This window comes from Parabacteroides sp. AT13 (assembly GCF_002272965.1).
GTDB classification, from domain to species: Bacteria; Bacteroidota; Bacteroidia; order Bacteroidales; family Tannerellaceae; genus Parabacteroides; species Parabacteroides distasonis.
Window position 1 is genome coordinate 2104615 of record NZ_NQMH01000001.1, and the last position, 20597, is coordinate 2125211.

14 protein-coding genes and 1 tRNA gene are annotated in these 20597 nt (G+C 44.7%); 9 read left to right on the forward strand and 6 right to left on the reverse strand.

Annotated elements, in window-relative coordinates:
* Positions 1–133: 133 nt before the first annotated feature.
* Together CI959_RS08760 and CI959_RS08765 are read right to left on the reverse strand one after the other, a co-directional pair.
* Positions 134–1825 (reverse strand): hypothetical protein, encoded by a 1692-nt coding sequence (locus tag CI959_RS08760; RefSeq protein ID WP_011966975.1) that lies wholly within the window; start codon positions 1823–1825, stop codon positions 134–136.
* Positions 1826–2090: 265 nt separating this feature from the next.
* Complete coding sequence (locus CI959_RS08765) at positions 2091–4340, reverse strand: trypsin-like peptidase domain-containing protein (protein WP_005860808.1); 2250 nt, start codon at positions 4338–4340, stop codon at positions 2091–2093.
* A gap of 125 nt (positions 4341–4465) precedes the next feature.
* Between CI959_RS08765 and CI959_RS08770 the strand changes: the two genes are divergently transcribed.
* Complete coding sequence (locus tag CI959_RS08770) at positions 4466–6094, forward strand: fumarate hydratase (RefSeq protein ID WP_005860810.1); 1629 nt, start codon at positions 4466–4468, stop codon at positions 6092–6094.
* Between the two features lie 89 nt (positions 6095–6183).
* Here CI959_RS08770 and CI959_RS08775 read toward each other — a convergent pair whose 3' ends face one another.
* Positions 6184–7383 (reverse strand): ATP-binding protein, encoded by a 1200-nt coding sequence (locus tag CI959_RS08775; RefSeq protein ID WP_029257263.1) that lies wholly within the window; start codon positions 7381–7383, stop codon positions 6184–6186.
* Between the two features lie 244 nt (positions 7384–7627).
* Here CI959_RS08775 and CI959_RS08780 point away from each other — a divergent pair, with 244 nt between their 5' ends.
* On the forward strand, positions 7628–9367 hold the full coding sequence (locus tag CI959_RS08780) for a tetratricopeptide repeat protein (RefSeq protein WP_009276680.1): 1740 nt from the start codon (positions 7628–7630) through the stop codon (positions 9365–9367).
* 101 nt (positions 9368–9468) lie between these two features.
* Positions 9469–9930: an outer membrane beta-barrel protein gene (locus CI959_RS08785; RefSeq protein WP_005860816.1), complete on the forward strand. Its 462-nt coding sequence runs from the start codon at positions 9469–9471 to the stop codon at positions 9928–9930.
* A 928-nt stretch (positions 9931–10858) separates the two neighbouring features.
* Here CI959_RS08785 and pnp read toward each other — a convergent pair.
* Positions 10859–13099 (reverse strand): polyribonucleotide nucleotidyltransferase, encoded by a 2241-nt coding sequence (pnp, locus tag CI959_RS08795; RefSeq protein WP_005860818.1) that lies wholly within the window; start codon positions 13097–13099, stop codon positions 10859–10861.
* Between the two features lie 203 nt (positions 13100–13302).
* Here pnp and CI959_RS08800 point away from each other — a divergent pair, with 203 nt between their 5' ends.
* The 3 genes from CI959_RS08800 to CI959_RS08810 all read left to right on the forward strand — a co-directional run bounded on the left by CI959_RS08800 (position 13303) and on the right by CI959_RS08810 (position 15538).
* Positions 13303–14460, forward strand: a complete 1158-nt coding sequence (locus CI959_RS08800; protein ID WP_005860820.1) for a TlpA disulfide reductase family protein — start codon at positions 13303–13305, stop codon at positions 14458–14460.
* Between the two features lie 197 nt (positions 14461–14657).
* On the forward strand, positions 14658–15128 hold the full coding sequence (gene greA / locus CI959_RS08805; RefSeq protein ID WP_005860822.1) for a transcription elongation factor GreA: 471 nt from the start codon (positions 14658–14660) through the stop codon (positions 15126–15128).
* A gap of 14 nt (positions 15129–15142) precedes the next feature.
* Positions 15143–15538, forward strand: a complete 396-nt coding sequence (locus CI959_RS08810) for an HIT family protein (RefSeq protein WP_005860824.1) — start codon at positions 15143–15145, stop codon at positions 15536–15538.
* 241 nt (positions 15539–15779) lie between these two features.
* On the opposite strand, the gene CI959_RS08815 is transcribed toward CI959_RS08810, so the two are convergent.
* Together CI959_RS08815 and CI959_RS08820 are read right to left on the reverse strand one after the other, a co-directional pair.
* Positions 15780–16892: a PspC domain-containing protein gene (locus CI959_RS08815; protein ID WP_057317558.1), complete on the reverse strand. Its 1113-nt coding sequence runs from the start codon at positions 16890–16892 to the stop codon at positions 15780–15782.
* 12 nt (positions 16893–16904) lie between these two features.
* A complete protein-coding gene (locus tag CI959_RS08820) occupies positions 16905–17231 on the reverse strand; it encodes a PadR family transcriptional regulator (protein WP_057317559.1) in 327 nt (108 codons plus the stop codon).
* A gap of 187 nt (positions 17232–17418) precedes the next feature.
* Between CI959_RS08820 and CI959_RS08825 the strand changes: the two genes are divergently transcribed.
* The 3 genes from CI959_RS08825 to CI959_RS08835 all read left to right on the forward strand — a co-directional run bounded on the left by CI959_RS08825 (position 17419) and on the right by CI959_RS08835 (position 20563).
* Positions 17419–19224, forward strand: coding sequence for a long-chain fatty acid--CoA ligase (locus CI959_RS08825; protein WP_005860830.1), 1806 nt, complete (start codon positions 17419–17421; stop codon positions 19222–19224).
* A 62-nt stretch (positions 19225–19286) separates the two neighbouring features.
* Positions 19287–20412 (forward strand): peptide chain release factor 2 gene (gene prfB / locus CI959_RS08830; protein WP_121956209.1). Its coding sequence is split into 2 segments (ribosomal slippage): positions 19287–19349 and positions 19351–20412, totalling 1125 coding nucleotides; the frame shifts between segments, so codons are not numbered across the junction.
* A 77-nt stretch (positions 20413–20489) separates the two neighbouring features.
* Positions 20490–20563: transfer RNA gene (locus CI959_RS08835), tRNA-Ile, on the forward strand.
* The last annotated feature ends 34 nt before the right edge of the window (positions 20564–20597 follow it).

Below are 20597 nucleotides of genomic sequence, written 5' to 3' on the forward strand. Positions count from 1 at the left end.
AAAGTCATTGATAATCAATATTTATTTTGAAGTGTTGCAATATTCTGAAATATAGGCTTGAGTGGGTGGAATATAAAAAAACCCCATCCAAAAGGATGAGGTCTTTTTCTTATTTAGAAAGAATATTTTCTAATTATTTTACTAAAGCTGAGAAGTCAGAGTTAGTCGCATATTTAGCGAACTCTAAGTCGATAGCAGCTTCCTTAGCCAAGCTCTTGTCAGCAGCGATAGCGGCCTTCAAGTTGCTTACTACACCGTTAGCGTCGTTTGTACGAGCAGCAACAACAGCCTTCAAGTAAGAGGTGATAGCATCAGGTTTAGCAACACCGTTCAAAGTCTGAGAAGCCTTGCTGTAATCCTTAACCAAGATCTGAGCCAAAGCAGCGTTGTTAGTCTTAACAGAACCGAAAGAGTTAACAGCCTTAGCATATTCGCCTTGCTCTAAGTAAAGAACGCCAAGAGCCTCGCTCAATTCGTTTACGCCGGCAGCGTTACCGAACAATTGTTGAGCCTTAGCTTGGTCACCCTTCGTTAATGCGATCAAACCTAAGTTCATGTTAGCGGAAGCGTTATTCTTAACAGAGTTAGACTTGTTAAACATTTGCTCAGCCTTAGCCAAATCACCAGCCTTGAATGCCATCATACCGATGTTGTTCCAAGTGCGGTAGCAGTTAGGATACAATTCAGAAGCTTTTGTATAGATAGCCATCTTCTCACCGTCGTTGTTAGTCAATGTAGCGGCGTAAAGGATTTCCTCGATATTCAACTCAGAAGGATTGCTCTTAGCCAAAGCGCTGATCTCGTCGTCAGACTTACCGATGATCTCGATGTTAGCGGTCAAACGAGAACGACGTAATTGCGGAAGGATAGTCTCAGCCAAGTCAGAGTAAACAGCGGAGATATTCTTGATTTCTTTCTCTCTTGTCTCAGGATCTTGGTACATAGAGATCACACGCAATACTAAGTCTTTATCTTGCAAGTTAGAAGCAGAAACTAATTCCTTGAAGCCTTCCCAGTCTTGAGCTGTGTAACGAGCGTCAACCGGAGCGTCAACTTTCATCTTCTTCAATTCCTTGTTCAAATATTTCGTAGTGTTTCCTTCACGATTCTCAGCCAACGTGTTGTTCAATTTGAAACCACCATCAGGAGAAGCGTAAGCGCTGATCTCGATAGCTACATTCTGGTTCGGAGCCTCGTCTGCGTTCTTAACAAGATCTTTCCATTCTTTGATAGCGTCAGAATTCAATTCTTGAGCGCGAAGGTTAGCTTGTTGGATCAAGAACATGATGTTAGCGTCATGAGCCTCTTTGATAATACGTTGGAATTTATCAGCTGCGATAGCTGCTGTAGCAGTAGCTGCGTCTGCCAATTCGGAAGTAGCGATAACGCCTTCACCGATCTTTACGTCCGGCAATTTAACAGTCTTGTTTTTGATCTTCGCGTCGAAAGTCAAATACAATTCTGATTTTTTCATCTCGGGTTTGTAAGTGAAAGAAGACTTCATAGTTACGTTAGCGCCTTCTTTTTGAGGGATTACTTGGTTGTTACCTTTTACTTTCTCACCTTGGTAAGTGTAAGAAGTGCCCCAAGCTTCGCCACCCTGGTAACGCAATACCGGAGTTACAGTTACAACAGCTTTCTTGTTGAACCATTTAGCGGGGAAAGTCGCGTTGATCGTTACAGGAACTTTGCCTCCGATAGCCTCTAGCGGCTGCGGCTCTGCTTTAATGTACTGTTCTGCCAACGGTTTCAACTTGTTTGAACAAGAAGAAAGAGTTAAAATGGCTGCCAATACGAAGAATGGCAATAAAAACTTTTTGTTCATAATCTTGATGTAAGTTTAAAATGTTACTATGTTAATATATTCACTTCCAAATTATCCCTTAGCCATTATCGTGCAAAACTAAAGTATTTTTTTGTTATGGATAGCAAAGAAGCGATAAAATCTTTTTAATTAATACTTATTAATGAATCCTAGGCTTGTTTTATACATAAAATATGGGTAGAATTATTGAAAAAATATGGCTGTGTACCTCTTGCCATTCTTTTCAATGGATGGTTTCCCAGAACTCTTATTGTATATTTTTTGATTAAAATATAATCTTTTGTGTATAATGCTCCTCGCCATAATGCACGGTTAGAAAGTAGACTCCAGATGTTAATTTTAGGAAATGGAGTGTAGCTTGCCTGTCCGTGATCTCTCCGTTTTCCGACACTTTTCCTTGTGCCGAGTGCAATGTATAAGTCGCTTTCTCCATTCCATCCGGCAAAACAAGGTGTACCATGCCTTTCTCCGGACCGAGATGAATGAGTACCTGCTCGTTCGCCTCGAGCTTTTCGTTGCTGATGGGGTTACCGTATTGAATGACGGGATCGATAAACAAGGAGGTGCTAAAACCTGCTTGCGTATATTCGGTAGCTTGTCTCCAGCCGTTTTTATCATGAACCCAAGCCGTATTCCGGGTCGTTTTGCCTTTGGGCAAATTGTAAGCGGAGAAATACGTGTTCTCCGGGACGCTCTTGAGCTTATAGCCGATGTAGAACTTTCCGCTGACGTTCACGGGCTTGGAGAAATGGATATAACTTTCCTGTGACCGATTTAGGGATTTAGCGGTCTCAATAAACGTATCGTCCAATATCGATTTATTGCTATAGGTGGGTTGGAATGTCTCCGTATATAATAATGTAGAGGGCTTAGAGTCGCCGCTGTAAACGGTAACTTCCACTTCCATCTGTTTGTAATTCGCTCCGGCAGGCGGTGTTACGAAATAAGCTCCGTATAAGGTACCCGCTTCGGCTACTTGGTAAGCTTCCGCATATTCAGTGATATTGGCGGGGTTGTTCCCGAATAAATACGCTTTTTCAGACCCGGGATAGAGCGTACATTCGGCGTTTTCTTGATTACCGGAGTCATAGATGTTGCTCAACCGGAAACAAGGGGCTGATTTATACGGATCAAGTCCCTCACAAACCTTGGTCTCGTCATTGGACGGGTTCAGCCAATATTTGAGCTGTCTCTCGGGGGTATCGATTGCGTCCCATGGTTTCATCAAAGAGAAGAAGTAATCATCCTTCGGGCTATTCTCGCTGGACTGCCCGCCGGATAACGCTCCGATAATCTCTCCGTCGGCATTGAATAAAGGAGATCCGGAGGAACCGCTGGCCGTATAACCTACTTCCCAAGTCTTGACATGCCAATGAGCGTTCTTGTAAAAAATCATGTTTGGATCTGTCAAGGTAAAGGGAGCCAGATCCTCATCGGATATACTGATTCGCTTTACCGAGTATTGGGGATGTTGGATGCACGTATAGGGGGCAGGTCCTACCTCTTGTGCGTTCCAGCCCGCGTAATAAGGCCTGTAATAAACCGGAGGTGTGGCGGTAAGTTCCAACAAGGCCATGTCTGCCATTTCATTAACCGCCTTGAAGTAAGTGGATGCGGTAGACATCTCTTCTGTTCCCCTTAGGATCGGGTCGCAGAAAGGACTGTTGAAGTTGAAAAAGCAGACGATGCTTCCGGCTATTTTCTCATAATCGGGGTTTTTCATCGTGAATTGCTTGTTCAGGCAATGGGAGGCGGTGAGTAGATAAGGCTTTCCGTCATTGTCCGTATTATTTATCAGGGTGCCCGTGCACCCTACGCTTCCGTCTATGATCAGGAGAACGACGCTTTGCCCCCATTGGGCGTAATCGTTTGTCCCATCTTGATAGCAAGCTAACGGTGGAATTTTACCGATCAGTGAGGTGTTGTCTCCCGGTTCTAACCCCCGCAAGCTCCGGTAGCCATGGTTGACTTCCCCGACGGTCAGTCTTCCTTGAAAAGAGGCGTTGGCCGGTTCTTGATATTCTATGATCAGGCGATCCCCTTGGATAGGAGAGACCGGCAATAGGTTTAACTCCGAGTTGTTTAGGTGATTGAACGAGCCTAATATCTGTGTCTGGTCCTCATTATATAGGAAGAGCTGGGCGCCTTCGGGCAGTTCATATTCCGTGAAGAGCACGTTGATGGAAAGGGCCCCGGGCGAGTAGATCCCGAGTCTCCATACACGTGTCCCATCCGGCCCGGTGAAAGTTACGCCCGAGTTGTACCGATTGTAATCCGTTATGAATTTATAGGCAAAACGGAAACCGCTTCTTAGGTCGCTCTCATTCAGCGAGTCGATACGCAATTCCTCTTGAACGTCGAACGGAGGCATTTCTTTAAACATCTGTCCGTTTGTACTTCGCATGAGCGATAGCGGAAGCGGGCGGCCTCCGTGGCTAACCTGCGCTTTCAGATTTCCTTGAAAACCGAGCATCGTTAGCAGGAATATAATGTATAAAGAGGTCAACTTTTTCATATCGGGCAAATATAACTATATTTCTTTACCCCATGATCTATATATCAAGTTTTTTCGCTAAGTTTGCCAATCGAAAAGTACGGACAAACTTAAATAAAACCAATATATAATTAAATTCTAAAGATATGGCAACACCTCCGTTTCACTACGAGCCGATGTTCCAAAAGGGACCGGACACAACAGAGTATTATTTGCTTACAAAAGATTATGTTTCCGTTTCTGAGTTTGAAGGAAAACCGATCTTGAAAGTCGCTAAAGAAGGTTTGACCGCTATGGCTAACGCCGCTTTCCGCGACGTATCATTCATGCTTCGCCGTTCTCACAACGAGCAGGTCGCTAAGATCCTAAGCGATCCGGAAGCTACGGACAACGATAAGTACGTGGCCTTGACATTCCTTCGCAACGCCGAGGTAGCGGCTAAAGGCGTACTTCCTTTCTGCCAAGATACCGGTACGGCTATTATCCACGGCGAGAAGGGCCAGCAGGTCTGGACCGGTTACTGTGATGAAGAAGCGCTTTCCTTAGGTGTTTACAAGACCTACACGGAAGAGAACCTTCGTTACTCCCAGAACGCTCCGCTGAATATGTACGATGAGGTAAATACGAAATGTAACTTGCCGGCCCAGATCGATATCGAGGCTACGGAAGGCATGGAGTATGAGTTCCTTTGCGTGACAAAAGGAGGTGGTTCCGCCAATAAGACTTATTTATACCAAGAGACAAAAGCGATCTTGAATCCGGGTACATTGGTTCCCTTCCTCGTAGAGAAGATCAAGACATTGGGTACGGCCGCTTGTCCTCCGTATCATATAGCGATCGTGATTGGCGGTACTTCCGCTGAGAAGAATTTATTGACGGTGAAGTTGGCTTCTACCCGTTTCTATGATAGCTTGCCTACGACCGGTAGCGAGGGTGGCCGTGCTTTCCGCGACGTGGAGTTGGAGAAAGAGGTATTGGCCGCCGCCCAGAATATTGGCTTGGGCGCTCAATTCGGTGGTAAATATCTGGCACATGATGTTCGCATCATCCGTTTGCCTCGCCATGGCGCTTCTTGCCCGGTAGGTTTGGGTGTAAGTTGCTCCGCGGACCGTAATATTAAATGTAAGATCAATAAGGAAGGTATCTGGATCGAGAAGTTGGATAGCCATCCCGGCGAATTGATTCCGGAGGAACTTCGTCAAGCGGGTGAGGGCGACGCTGTCAAGATCAACTTGAACCAACCGATGGCGGATATCTTGAAGGAATTGGATAAATATCCAGTATCTACTCGTTTGTCATTGAACGGAACGATCATCGTGGGCCGTGATATCGCTCACGCTAAGTTGAAGGAGCGTCTGGATCGTGGCGAGGATCTTCCCCAATACATCAAGGATCATCCTATTTATTACGCGGGCCCGGCTAAGACTCCGGCAGGTATGGCTTGTGGCTCTATGGGCCCGACGACCGCGGGTCGTATGGACTCATACGTTGACTTGTTCCAGAGCCATGGCGGTAGCATGATCATGTTGGCGAAGGGTAACCGTAGCCAGCAAGTTACGGACGCTTGTAAGAATCACGGCGGTTTCTACCTAGGATCTATCGGTGGCCCTGCGGCTATCCTGGCTCAGAACAATATCAAGAGCATCGAGTGCGTGGAATATCCGGAATTGGGTATGGAAGCGATCTGGAAGATCGAGGTAGAGAACTTCCCCGCATTTATCTTGGTAGATAACAAGGGTAATGACTTCTTCAAGCAGATCAAGCCTCGTTGCTGATTCCTTGATCGGTAAAGATAAATGAAAAGCGGTATCCGGCGGCAAGCTGGATACCGCTTTTTTCTAAAAAAAAAGTCGTACGTGTTTTTTTAATAGGTTAATCCCACGATCCACAGCGGTAGTTTCTTGCCGGTGGCGAACTCCATATTGTCAGCCAAGATGAAGGAATCGGGGAGATCCGCTATTTGCTTGAATGTTTTATCCGCTCCTCCTACCTCGAAGGTGTAGGCATGGTCTACGATAAAGTCACCTTTTGTTTTTCCATATTCCACGTTATGATTTACGGATAACTGGTTGACGACAAAAGTTTCCCTTGCCGTCCCGATCTGTACGGGAGCGGAAGCTATGGCGTACAATAGGTTGGGATTCTGTAGGTAAATCTTATCCGGTTTTTGCATCTTTTTGACAGATAGTAAATCCGAGTACAATAACTTGAGCAATTCCGCCTTGTCCAAATTCTGTAAGTAATTGATGACAGAGTTTCGGGAAAGTCCGATCATTCCCGCTAGTTTCGTGATGTCCAGCTCATAAGGAACAGAGGTAGCTAAGATACCCATCAAAGCCTTTAGCTTCCGTGTATAGGCAGGATCTACGCCACACAGCAACGGGAGTTCCTGCTCAATAATGAGATTGACCACATTCTCGATATTAATATAATAATCTTCTCTGTTACCCGTAAAAAAGGGGTAATACCCTTCGTGGAGATATTCGTTAAACATTTGTACGGGGCGACATTTCTCATTTATTTCCCGGCAAATGTTTCCCGGATTTTCCAGTATCGTTTGTAGGGAATAGACAGGTATATCAATTTGCTTATAGAACATGAGAAATTCCCGGAAGGAAAGTCCGTACATATTATATGGTAGGCAACGTCTGGAAAGATCGGCATCCGCATTCAATATATTCAATAGGGAAGAACCGCTAAAAACAATTCGTAGAGATGGATACAGGTCGTAGGCCTCTTTTATCTCTTTACTCCAAGTGGGATATTTATGTACTTCATCAAGGAATAATTGTTTTCCTCCTTGCAAATAGAACCGCTCAATCAGTTCAGATAGGGTGTGATTACTGAAATAGATGCTGTCGAGCGTGCAATAAAGTACCTCCCTGCTTCCCGGCTGGAAATTCAGTTTGATGTATTGCAACATGAGTGTTGTTTTTCCGACACCCCTTGATCCTCTGATGGCGATCAGAGGATTATCCCAGTGAATTTGGTTCATGAGTTCCCTTATGATATGGGTACTCGTTTGTGCCAGTAATCGTTCTTGTTTAATAAATAGACTATCCATACGCTGATTGAATGAATGACAAATATACGATTTATTCAAGATAGATAGCAAAAAGTACATGGATTTGTTAAGGGCAAAAAGCAAATCTGGTGTTTTTTTGTTAAGAGTAAAAAGCAAAACCTGTAAGTATCCGGTCGTAGCGTACTTTGCGTATTGGCTTTCAAAAGTTTGTATAAATATCAATGAAACTATTACACTTTAATTTTTTACCTTTGTTGCGTTTAAGTGATAAAACAGATTTCCAATGCCTCGTATATACATCCTCTTGATGTCGGTCTTGATCTCGGCTTTTTATGCTTGCGATCATCGGGGGAAGCCTTACCCCGCTACCCTGTCACGGATCGAATCCCTTGCGGATACAAATCCGGAGGAAGCCCGCCCTTTGTTGGATCGATTGCGGGATAGCCTTTCGTCCTTTGATGAGGAACAGCGTATGTATTATGACTTGCTCGACTTGAAGGTCAATGATAAGATGTATGTCCGGCATACTTCTGATTCTTTGATCAAACGAATCACCGCTTTCTATGAGACATATGGCGATCGAGACAAATTACTAGAGTCTTATTACTATATGGGCCGTGTCTACCGGGATTTGAATGATGCCCCGGAAGCGTTGAAGTATTTCCAAAAGGCATTGGATGTGGCGGGGGATACGAGAAAGTACCGATTATTGTCCAATGTCTATTCGCAGATGGGGATGCTTTATGATTATCAGAATGTATATGAAGAGGCGATCCGTATGTATGAGAAAGCGGCTGAGTATAAATTACTGAAAGGAGATAGTACTAGTTTTTCTCTTGTGCTGAGAGATATTGCCCGAGTATATGATATGGTCGATAAGAATGACAGTGCGCTTCTCTATTTTCAAAAAGCGGCAATTATAGCGAATGAAACAGGAAATAGACATCGATATTCCGGTATATTGACTGAGCTGGGTGATCTTTACCGGGAATTGGTAATGTATGATAAAGCTTTGGAATGTTTGTCTGAATCATTAAAAGATTCCGTAGACCGGAATATGTATCCTACTTATTCGGTTTTGGGGAATACTTATTTAGAACTCAATAAATTGGATTCTGCCGATTACTATTTAAGAAAGTGCCTGGATAGTCCTAACTTACATGTTAGAGACGCTATTTATGAGTACTTGTCGCTTTTGTATGAGCGTCGGTTGAATTATCGGGAGGCTATTCGCTATGTCCGTCTTGGCCAGCAAGTGCAAGATTCCATCCGCAAGATAACCGATTCGGAGGAAATCCGTAAAATGACCTCTTTATATAATTATCAAAAGCGGGAAACTGAGAATTTACGGCTAAAGGGCGAGAATGACCGGATGCAGATTCGTATTTACCGGATATTATCCTTGTTCGGATTGGGGCTTTCGATAACCTTATTGTTTATATATAGACTGAAACGGCAGAAAGAGCGGTTGGCTAGGCAGTTTGAGGCGCTTCAGCGGGAAAAGCAAGAACAATATGAGAGAAGTTTTCAATATGTAGAAGCGAATAACGCGAAATTGAATGAATTGGGAACCTTACTATCTAAAGACCATGAAGATACAAATTCATTGCTTCATGTGCGAAAAGAACTTTTGCAAGTGACCAATGAACAAATACAGTTGCGGCGTACCGAGCGTGATTTGTTAGAGTCGGATTTAAGGCATTCGGATATCTATATGAAATTCCATTCCACGAATGAGGCAGATCAGATAATCAGGGAAGAAGATTGGAATGCTTTACGGAAGGAGTTAGATAAGACATACAATAATTTTACGAATCGTCTATATCAGCTATACTCGGGAATGTCATTGATAGAACTCCGGATTTGTTACTTGATAAAGATATCAGTCAAGGTAACTGATATGGCAAAAATCTTGGGTCGCTCCAAACCCTCCGTATCCTCATCCCGTAAACGGCTTTATAAAAAAATAAAGGGAGAGGATGGAACCCCGAATGAACTGGATGAATTAATCGCTGGTCTTTAGCCTTATACAACTCTGCGAACAAAAAGCGAACAAAAAGCGAACAGTGTTTTAGCCCCGAATCCAACCTTATCGGATACTTTTGCAGTCAAAAAATGAATGGGATGAAAAGAATTTTACTTTTGACTTTGTTGAGTTGCGTGGGCTTGTGTACACAAATATTGAGTGTTTTTGCCCAACAAGGAGAGAAAAGTGTCGGGATAAATGTGGGTTACGGCACAGCAAGTAGTTTTGAGTCGTTTCGCTTAGGTGCTGAGTTCAATTGGAACGCAACGGATCATATTCGTTTGTCGCCTTCTTTCGATTGCTATTTTGCCAGTAGTACCTCTTATGTGGTTAGTGCGGATGTACATTATTTATTTCCGATAAAAAACACATGGCAGGTTTATCCTTTGCTGGGAGTCACTTATACTCATTTCATGACTAATGAATTTGGGGGAAATATTGGAGCTGGTGTGGAATATCCGATTTCCTCGTCTTTTTATGTAAGTGCCGAAGGGAAATACCAGCTTACGAAGGATTTCCAGCAATTTGCTTTGGCGGCAGGTGTAGCCTATAAGTTTTAATAGGTCATTTGATACATCGTTCGACGGAGTATAAAGACTAAATTCGTTGGGAGAACGAGATATAAGAACTTCTTAGGAGATGGTAACGTCCTATAAAATAAAATCCCGGATAGCGTTTAATCTACCCGGGATTATATATTAATGTATAAGACCTTATCTTAGTTTCTGTACTCCCTGCGAGGCCCGCAATCATTACGATCTTGATGAGGACCACGGTCTCCAGACGCTTCCAGCCGATCTCGGAAATGTGAAGCAGATCATCCTTGCCCGATATAAACTCAACGAACGTACCGTAAGGCATAAGAGAAGCGTTATCCCTCAAAAGGCATGTTTGGCAACATGATCCTAAATTATCAGTAGTACTTACCTTGCCAACGCAGTATATCTTCTATGCCACTTGCAGTATATATCCCATGGATAAGTAAGTAGTACTGACTTTTCCGGCATGAGAAAAGCGTTTCCCTTAGGCGAACAAATAGTTTCTCCTAGGGAAAACTAAAGTTTCGTAAGCACAAAACTAAGGTTTCCTCATGAGGAAACAAATGTTTCCATAGCGGAAAACTTTTGTTTTATACCAAGAAAAACTATAAATGTCAATTAATCAGTTTTTTAGATGATATATGAAGCATGACCAAATAGATAGCTTGCCGGCTAAGCAATGTCTCCGTCTTCGGTCGCTTCTTGAAAAAGATAGGACTAATAATACGGTTGGCGAGTAGGGGACGGTGGTGTTTTGTGATTGAAAAGTAGTAAATGGTTGTAGATACGAGCCAATAGTGGTAGATGCTATTTATCTACCACCACCCGATAAATAACTTATGACCAATTGATTATAGCTATAGTTGTAGGTGTGGTAGATGATTTGATAAAAAAATCCCGGATAGTGTTTAATCTACCCGGGATAATATATAATGTATAAGACCTTATCTTAGTCTCTGTACTCCCTGCGAGGTCCGCGATCACCACGATCCTGACGAGGACCACGGTCTCCACGATCTTGGCGAGGTCCACGCTCACCTCTTTCTGGTCTTGGCGGACGTTCCTCGTAACCTTCCGGTTTCGGAAGCAATACCTTGCGGGAAAGTTTGAACTTGCCTGTTTTCGGATCGATATCAACCAACTTGACAGAAACCGTATCGCCTTCCTTCAAGCCGGCTTGCTCAACGGTCTCCAGACGTTTCCAATCGATCTCGGAAATGTGAAGCAAACCATCCTTACCCGGCATGAACTCAACGAATGCACCATAAGGCATGATAGAGGAAATCTTTCCTTCATAAACCTCTCCGATCTCAGGAACAGCGACGATAGCCTTGATCGCCTTGACAGCCGCGTCGATCGTAGCCTTATTCGTGCCGGAGATCTCGATCTTTCCTACGCCGTCTACCTCATCGATAGATACCGTAGCTCCCGTTTTCTCTTGGATACCTTGGATGATCTTACCGCCCGGGCCGATTACCGCACCGATGAATTCCTTACCGATAATCATCGTCTCGATACGAGGTGCATGAGGTTTCAAATCCTCACGAGCTTCCGGTTGAGCCTCCAAGATCTTGCCCAAGATATGCATACGACCCTCTTTAGCTTGAGCCAAAGCATTCTCAAGGATCTCGTAAGACAAACCGTCTACCTTGATATCCATCTGAGTTGCCGTGATACCGTCTTTCGTACCCGTTACCTTGAAGTCCATATCACCCAAGTGATCCTCGTCGCCTAAGATATCAGACAAGATCGCGTAGTTCGTACCCTTGTTCTCGGAGATCAATCCCATAGCGATACCGGATACCGGTTTCTTCATCGGGACACCTGCGTCTCTCAACGCCAAGGTACCGGCGCAAACCGTAGCCATAGAAGAAGAACCGTTAGACTCCAAGATATCGGAGATTACACGTACTACATACGGATAGTTGTCCGGGATCATACGTTTCAGCGCACGGTGAGCCAAGTTGCCGTGTCCGATCTCACGACGGCCTACGCCACGTGTTGCTTTGGCCTCGCCTGTGGAGAATGGGGGGAAGTTATAATGTAAAAGGAAACGCTCGTATCCATGGTTCAATACGTCGTCTATCATTTTCTCATCAGACTTCGTACCTAAAGTTACCGTAGATAAAGACTGTGTCTCTCCACGTGTAAAGATAGCGGAACCGTGAGGACCCGGCAGGCAATCTGTCTCGATCCAGATCGGACGGATCTCGGTAGTCTTACGACCATCCAAACGCTTACCCTCATCAAGGATGGCACGGCGCATAGCCTCTTTCTCTACATCGTGATAGTAGCGACCGATCATTTCCAGTTTCTCGTCCGTCAACTCCTCCTCGGAGAATTGAGCCTTGTATTCTTCTACGATTTTCTCGAATGCCTCGCTGCGTTCGTGCTTGCCGCTACCAGATGTGGCTACGGCGTAAGCCTTGGCGTAACATTTGTCGTGTACGTCCTTGCGCAACTCGTCATCGTTTACCTCGTGGCAATATTCACGTTTTACCAATTTGCCGCAAGCCTCGGATAATTCCAATTGAGCCTTGCATTGTACCTTGATAGCCTCGTGAGCGACCTTGATAGCCTCAAGCATCTCAGATTCCTGAACCTCGTTCATTTCACCCTCAACCATCATGATGTTGTCTATGGTAGCGGCAACCATGATGTCGATATCAGCTTTCTCCAATTCTGCGGAAGTTGGGTTGACGATGTATTTTCCATCCGTACGAGCTACGCGAACCTCAGAGATCGGTCCGTTAAAAGGAATATCAGAAACTGCCAAAGCGGCGGAAGCGGCCAAACCTGCTAATGCGTCCGGCAAATCTTCGCCATCAGCGGAGAACAATATAATATTTACATATACCTCAGCGTGGTAGTTGTCTGGGAAAAGAGGACGCAACGCACGGTCTACTAAACGAGATGTGAGGATTTCATAATCAGAAGCTTTTCCTTCTCTTTTTGTAAAACCTCCGGGGAAACGTCCAAAAGCGGAGTATTTCTCTTTGTATTCTACTTGCAACGGCATGAAGTCAACACCCGGGTTCGCGTCTTTAGCGGCACAAACAGTGGCGAGCAACACGGTGTTGTTCATACGAACGGTAACCGCTCCGTCCGCCTGTTTGGCCAATTTCCCGGTTTCGATGGTAATGGTTCTTCCATCACCTAACTCGATCGTCTTGTTAATTGGATTAAGCATAATCTTTTTTCTTATTTTTCTATCTGTCAAAAATTGGTGCAAATGTAATGAAAGTTTACCTGTAATTGCATGAAAATGAAAAGAAATAACAGTCTTAAAGCACTTTTTTTGAAAAAAGCCTTGAAGAAATACGGAATAATAGTGCCACAATTGTAAAATAATGTATATTTGCACCGGATTAGTAATATAGACAAACTGGAATAATGAAACAAATATCTACGAATTTACTAGCTGTGCTGTGTGTTATGTTGCTTTTGTTCACGGCTTGTAAGAAGAATTCTGATTTTACGGTGGAAGGTGTAGTGTCCGGCGCAGACGGCCAGATGATGTATCTGGAGAATGTAGGTGTGTCGACGGTAGAGTTGATGGACTCCGTAAAACTGACGGCGGCCGGTAAATTCAGCTTTACGAAGCCTCGTCCGGCATTCCCGGATTTTTATCGCTTGCGTCTGAATAACCAATTGATCAACTTCTCGGTAGATTCTACGGAGACGATCTCGTTCGTGGCCGATGCCGGGACTTTCGCTACTTCTTATAGCGTGGAGGGCTCAGAGAATTGCAAGGCGATCAAGAATATTACTTTGGCTCAATTAGATGCGAACCAAGCGATCCATCGTTTACGGAAAGAATCTGAGTCCGGTCTGTTGGCGGATTCCGTATATTCCCGCCAGGTGCTCGAGGCCGCCGAGGCTTATAAGGACGTGGCTCGTAAGTATATTTATTCCGCCCCGATGTCCGCTGCCGCTTACTTTGCCTTGTTCCAGCAAATTGACGGCTTGCTGTTCTTCGATTTGTATGACAAGAACGACTCGAAGGCTTATGGCGCCGTAGCCACCAGCTTCGATCACTATTATCCGGAAAGCCCTCGTGCTAAGCATCTGTATAACTTGGCTCTTCAATCGATAAAGGTGATTCGTAGCCAGCGCCCGATGGACTTGGATAAGGTGGAGAAGAAAGAGGTTAGTTTCTTGGATATCGAGTTGCCGGATGTACATGGGGAAAACACGAAATTGTCTTCTGTCGCTACAGGTAAGGTGGTGTTGATCAACTTCACGGCCTATATGTCCGAATGGTCTCCTGCCTTGAATATGGAATTTGGCGATTTATATACGAGGTACCACGATAAGGGCTTGGAGATTTACCAGATCTCTTTGGATAGTGATCTTCACTTCTGGAAGAACGCCGCTTCTAATTTACCTTGGGCTTGCGTGCGTGATCCACAGTCGGTTTACTCTCAGACCGCAGCGTTGTATAACGTGAAACAGCTTCCGGCGATCTTTATCTTGGATCGCAAGGGAAACTTGGTTAAACGGGTGGACGACGTGAAGAAACTTGAGGCTGACATCAAGTCCGTATTGTAAATTGTTCATGATTTAATCATCAGATTTATATGTTATAAAGCACTTTCGTAAACTTGTTCATCTTAGAAAGATAACCTAACTTTGCGGAGTCTTGAAATGATAAAAAAGGGGAGTTCCGGCCATATGACTTGGTCGGGATTCTTTTTTATTATGCGATAATCAATCAATATTAATATAAAGAATAAGGAGGATTTAGTATGGCTGTTAGTTATATGACAAAGGACGGCTACGATAAGATTTTAGCTGAAATCAACTATTTGGAGACCGTGAAGCGCCCTGAAATATCAGCCCAGATCGCTGAGGCGAGGGATAAGGGTGACTTATCCGAGAACGCTGAGTACGATGCCGCCAAAGAGGCTCAAGGTATCATGGAGGCTAAGCTTGCGCAGTTAAAAGGTTTGATCTCAAACGCCCGTCTGATCGATGAGAGTCGTGTGAAAACTGATGAGGTTCAGATTTTGAACAAGGTGAAAATTAAGAATACGAAGAATAACGCTGTCATGACCTACACGTTGGTATCGGATTCGGAGGCTAACCTAAAAGAAGGAAAGATCTCCGTAAGCACGCCGATCGCCCAAGGTTTGATGGGAAAGAAGGTAGGGGATGTCGTTGAGATCCGTGTGCCTTCCGGCTTGATGACGTTTGAGATTATGGATATTTCAATTTAAAAACAGAAAGACGTATGGCAACTATTTTTAGTAGAATCGTGGCGGGTGAGATCCCTAGCCACAAGGTTGCGGAAGACGATGAGTTTTTTGCTTTCCTCGATATCAATCCGGTAGCCTTGGGGCATACCTTGGTAATTCCTAAGAAGGAGGTCGATTATATCTTTGATATCGATGATCCGATGCTGGGACGGATGGTAGCTTTCGCTAAACGGGTAGCTCGTGCTCAAGAGACCGCTATCGAGTGTAAGCGTGTAGGATTGGCTGTCATGGGTTTGGAAGTGCCCCATGCGCATATCCATTTGATTCCTATCACGAAGGAGTCCGATATGTATTTCGGCGGGAAGAAATTGGCTGTAAGTCAAGAAGAATTGGCCGAGATCGCCGCTAAGATTAGAAAAGAATTCAAATAATTGAATATAATTTTTTAATTATAAAAAATTGGTTATATTTGTACCCGCTGTTTTATGCGTGACAATATCATGCAAAGGGGACAGCAAATCATTAATATGATTCATTAGTGGTTTTTACTCATAAATTTGTTAACCTTAGAAGAAAGGCCCCTCTGTGACAGAGCGGCCTTCTTTTTTTAAACACACAATAAACATTATAAACTACTAAATTGATATCTTCATCTTACATCTTCGAATAGGATTAGGGGAGCCAAACGGCATGCCTGTTCCAACCGTGTACACCGTTCCAGTAATCATGCCAGTCATATAGCATACCGGATTGATGGATATATACGCCACATAATACAAGGGAGATAAGCCATAAGGCTAATAATATCCATCTTGCTTGCGTCGGTAAGGAACGTACCTTGAACAATTGGCAGCAAATCGCGTATATCAGGGAGAATATGGGGATGCCGATGAATAAGATCGTCCCTATGCATCCCATGATTGCCATTGACAGCGGTGCTCCGTTTATCAAGTCCGCTCCGAACGGAGAGAGATTATAGATGAATCCGGCTCCACCCATGAGCAAAGCGAATGTTACGACTACCAGAATGAATACGACTAGTACTAGCGGCGGCAACAAGAAGATTCCGGCTAATATGATGAAAAACTTCAAGATGAACCCGATGACCAGAACGAAAACATCCGCCAGCTTTTGGAAGAAGTTCCTCGGCTTATCCGAGCTGATGAAGTCGTTCACGTTATTGCTGACTTTCTCGAATCCATCTGTCACGGTCTTTCCGATATTCTCCACCGTCACGCTTTGCCCGCGCATCTCGAGTTTCTCGGTCGCCGTGCGTGCCATCGGTACTATGATCCACAACAAGAAGTAAAGCGGAACCGTGATTCCATAGAAGAACATCAGAAGGAAAAGCACGATACGTACGGCAGTCGGGTCCCAATCCATGTAGGCGGCGAAACCTCCGGCGACACCTCCCAGAATACGGTTGTCCGGGTCACGCATCAAGCGTTTCTTGGTCGTCTGGGCATGAGTCTCCTGTTGTTGCGTCCGGTAATTATCCTCGTGGTCGGTGCTTTTCTCTTCCTCCTCGAAAATCTCTTCCGGCTTACCCATCCGTTTGATCACTTCCTCTACCTGCTCGATCGTGATGACTTCGTAGCCTAAGCGGATACGCTCGTTAAGAAGCTCCGAGATACGCATCTCGAAATCATCCATGATCTCATCCGAACCTTCTTCTTTGCGGAAGTGGATACGCAGGTTCGACAGATATTTGTCTAATAATTGGTATGCGTCTTCGTCAATGTGGAAAACTGTGCCTCCCAGATTAACAGTAAGTGTCTTCTTCATCACTCTTTCGTTTTAATTGTTTCTGATGTGGTTTATTGTATCATTTAGTTCCTGCCATGAAGTCTCCAGCTCGCCGAGGAATAGTTCTCCTTTCTCGGTCAGTTGGTAATACTTGCGTGGCGGTCCTTGCGTAGATTCTATCCACTGATAACTTAATAGCTCGCTATTTTTTAGTCGGGTTAAAAGAGGATATAAAGTGCCTTCCACAACGATCAACTTCGCTTCTTGTAACTTCTGAATGATATCAGAGGTGTAAGCGGGTTCTTTTTTGAGAAGCAGGAGGATGCAATATTCCAGCGTCCCTTTCCTCATTTGTGATTTTACGTTCTCTGCATTCATCTCTTTTAATTTTATGCTACAAATGTATGTATTACATATGTACTATGCAATACATGCTACTATGAATTATTATTATTTAACCGAATACTTGCACAAAAAGAGCAATTATGTGTAAAAAAAGGACTGATGTCGTGTCTTTTAGAAGAGAAAAGCGTACTTTCGCGGTATCAATTCAAAATAAGGAATTATGATTTATTATCATTTCGCCGAGTTAATACACCGTCAGGCAGAGAAATATGGGAACCGTACAGCGTTGAAACATAGAGATAACGCTACGGGGAAATGGTTGAAGATTTCTTGGAGGGAGTTTTCCGATAAAGTTATGCTTACGGCCAAGGCGATGGCTGAGTTCGGGATAAAGGTACAAGAGAATATCGGAGTTTATTCCCAGAATATGCCTCAGTGTTTATATACGGACTTCGGTGCGTATGGTAACCGGGTGGTTTCCATCCCGATGTACGCGACGAATTCTCCGGGACAAATCGAGTACATCATCAATGACGCTAAGATCCGCACGTTGTTCGTGGGTGAGCAATTGCAGTATAATAACGCTTTCAAGGTACAGAAGGACTCTAAGTATCTGGAGCGTCTGGTTGTCTTTGATCCGGCGGTCAAGATGAATCCGGAAGATAAGACGTCCATTTATTTTGATGATTTCTTGCGCTTGGGGGATAACGCGCATGCGGAGAGCACGGTGAAAATACGTATGACGGAAGCCGTTCCGGAGGATCTGGCTACCATTATATATACGTCCGGTACGACAGGTGAGTCGAAAGGCGTAATGCTTCCTCATTCTTGCTATCTGGAGGCGATGCGGATACATGATGTCCGTCTGCCTCTGGTAACCGACAAGGATCTATCCATGAGTTTCTTGCCAATGACTCATATCTTCGAGAAAGCTTGGTGCTATTATTGTCTCCATAAAGGGGTTACGATCGCTATCAACCAAGACCCGAAAATGATCCAGAAGACATTGCCGGAGGTTCATCCTACTTTGATGTGCAATGTGCCTCGTTTCTGGGAGAAGGTGTATGCGGGCGTACACGAGAAGATCAACTCCGCCTCTCCGGCCATGAAGAAGATTTTCTTGGATGCTATCGAGACCGGGCGAAAGTATAATCTGGAGTATAAGAATAAAGGTATTCCGGCCCCGTGTGGTTTGAAGTTGAAGTTTCAATTTTACAATAAAACGGTTTTCACCTTATTGAAAAGGGTATTGGGTATTGAGCGTGGACGGTTTTTCCCGGTGGCGGGCGCTCCGTTATCGGATACGGTTAATGAGTTCTTGCAGTCCGTGAATATCCCGATCGCTTATGGTTATGGACTGAGCGAGACGACGGCTACGGTTTGTTTCTACCCGGAGATCGGATTCCAGTTTGGTTCTATTGGTGAGGTAATGCCGGGAGTTCAAGTGAAAATAGATCCGGGGAATAACGAGATCTTGGTGAAAGGCAAGACCGTGATGTCCGGATATTATAATAAACCGGAAGAGACGAAGAGGGCTTTCACCGAAGATGGTTTCTTCCGTACCGGCGACGCTGGTCGTTTGGAGGGTAATACGTTATTCTTTACGGAACGAATCAAGGATTTGTATAAGACTTCAAACGGAAAATATATCGCCCCGCAAGCGATCGAGATGGTGATGAGCGGTGATAATTATATCGAGCAAATCGCTGTTATCGGCGATCAACGTAAGTTCGTGAGCGCCTTGATCGTGCCGGCTTATCCATTGTTGGAGAAGTATGCCGGGGAAAAAGGCATCTCGTTCGAGAGCCGGGAGGAGTTGGTGAAGAACAAGGATATCATTCGTTTCATCGAGGCTAGGGTAGAGGAGCACCAGAAGAACTTGGCTTCTTACGAGAAGATCAAGCGCTTTACCTTGTTGCCGGAACCTTTCATGATGGGATGCGAGCTGACGGATACGCTAAAGTTGCGCCGTCCGGTCGTATTGCAGAAGTACGCTACCGAGATAGAGGCGATGTACGAGGAATAACGAGTTTGTCGGCTATCAACTATTTCTTATCTTCGCGGTAAATTTAAAAAAGAAAAGAACATATGATCACATCAGACCAACTACATGACGTGTTGGAGCGCGATAAGGCGCTGAGGGGGTATCTTTGACATCGATAGCAAGACCATTCAGTTAGAAGAGGAGGAGCTACGTACGCAAGACCCCGGTTTCTGGGAAGACGCCAAACGCGCGGAAGTCCAGATGAAGAAAGTAAAGGAGCTAAAGAAATGGATCGAGCTTTACGGTGAGGTACATGCGGCGGCTGAGGAGCTAGAGTTGGCTTACGAATATGTAAAGGAAGAGATTATCACCGAGGAAGAGGTGGACGCGGCTTATAAGAAGGCCCTTCATTTACTGGAAGACTTGGAGTTCCGCAATATGCTTCGCGACGAGGCTGATCAAATGAGCTGCGTGCTCAAGATCAACTCGGGTGCCGGTGGTACCGAGAGCCAAGATTGGGCTTCCATGTTGATGCGTATGTATCAGCGTTGGGCTGAGAATAACGGTTATAAGATCTCTATCGCCAACTATCAGGAAGGGGATGAGGCCGGTATCAAGACCGTGACCTTCAATATTGAGGGCGATTATGCCTATGGCTATCTAAAGAGCGAGAATGGCGTGCATCGTTTGGTACGTGTATCTCCTTACAACGCCCAAGGTAAACGAATGACCTCTTTCGCCTCCGTATTCGTCACCCCGTTGGTGGATGATACGATCGAGGTAAAGGTAGAGACGGCGGCTATCTCTTGGGATACGTTCCGTTCGGGCGGCGCCGGAGGACAGAACGTGAACAAGGTGGAATCCGGAGTTCGCTTGCGTTATCAGTTCAAGGACCCGTATACAGGTGAGGAAGAAGAGATCTTGATCGAGAATACCGAGACTCGCGACCAACCCAAGAACCGTGAGAACGCTATGCGTCAATTGCGTTCCATCCTTTACGATAAGGAGTTGCAGCATCGCATGGCCGAGCAGGCCAAGGTGGAGGCCGGAAAGAAAAAGATCGAGTGGGGTTCGCAGATCCGTAGTTACGTATTCGATGACCGTCGCGTAAAAGACCATCGTACGAACTACCAGACTTCCGACGTGAACGGTGTGATGGATGGAAAGATCGACGATTTCATCAAAGCATACTTGATGGAGTTCGCCGGAGAAGAAAGTGCGGAAAAATAAGTTTTTCCCTTTAACATTTGCATATCTCGATAATAAATCGTAATATTGCACCCGATTTCAGAGCCTAGCTCTGAACAGGTCCTATAGCTCAGTTGGTTAGAGCACCTGACTCATAATCAGGGAGTCCTTGGTTCAAGCCCAAGTGGGACCACGACGGATGATCGCTAAATAACGTAATATTAGTT

Bases quoted from the DNA above. Each gene is read 5' to 3' on its own strand.
- CI959_RS08810 (WP_005860824.1), top strand. From the start codon at position 15,143: ATGGCAACTATTTTTAGTAGAATCGTGGCGGGTGAGATCCCTAGCCAC.
- CI959_RS08780 (WP_009276680.1), top strand. From the start codon at position 7,628: ATGCCTCGTATATACATCCTCTTGATGTCGGTCTTGATCTCGGCTTTT.
- CI959_RS08825 (WP_005860830.1), top strand. From the start codon at position 17,419: ATGATTTATTATCATTTCGCCGAGTTAATACACCGTCAGGCAGAGAAA.
- greA (WP_005860822.1), top strand. From the start codon at position 14,658: ATGGCTGTTAGTTATATGACAAAGGACGGCTACGATAAGATTTTAGCT.
- CI959_RS08760 (WP_011966975.1), bottom strand. From the start codon at position 1,825: ATGAACAAAAAGTTTTTATTGCCATTCTTCGTATTGGCAGCCATTTTA.
- CI959_RS08765 (WP_005860808.1), bottom strand. From the start codon at position 4,340: ATGAAAAAGTTGACCTCTTTATACATTATATTCCTGCTAACGATGCTC.
- CI959_RS08800 (WP_005860820.1), top strand. From the start codon at position 13,303: ATGAAACAAATATCTACGAATTTACTAGCTGTGCTGTGTGTTATGTTG.
- CI959_RS08815 (WP_057317558.1), bottom strand. From the start codon at position 16,892: ATGAAGAAGACACTTACTGTTAATCTGGGAGGCACAGTTTTCCACATT.
- pnp (WP_005860818.1), bottom strand. From the start codon at position 13,099: ATGCTTAATCCAATTAACAAGACGATCGAGTTAGGTGATGGAAGAACC.
- CI959_RS08820 (WP_057317559.1), bottom strand. From the start codon at position 17,231: ATGAATGCAGAGAACGTAAAATCACAAATGAGGAAAGGGACGCTGGAA.
- CI959_RS08785 (WP_005860816.1), top strand. From the start codon at position 9,469: ATGAAAAGAATTTTACTTTTGACTTTGTTGAGTTGCGTGGGCTTGTGT.
- CI959_RS08770 (WP_005860810.1), top strand. From the start codon at position 4,466: ATGGCAACACCTCCGTTTCACTACGAGCCGATGTTCCAAAAGGGACCG.
- CI959_RS08775 (WP_029257263.1), bottom strand. From the start codon at position 7,383: ATGGATAGTCTATTTATTAAACAAGAACGATTACTGGCACAAACGAGT.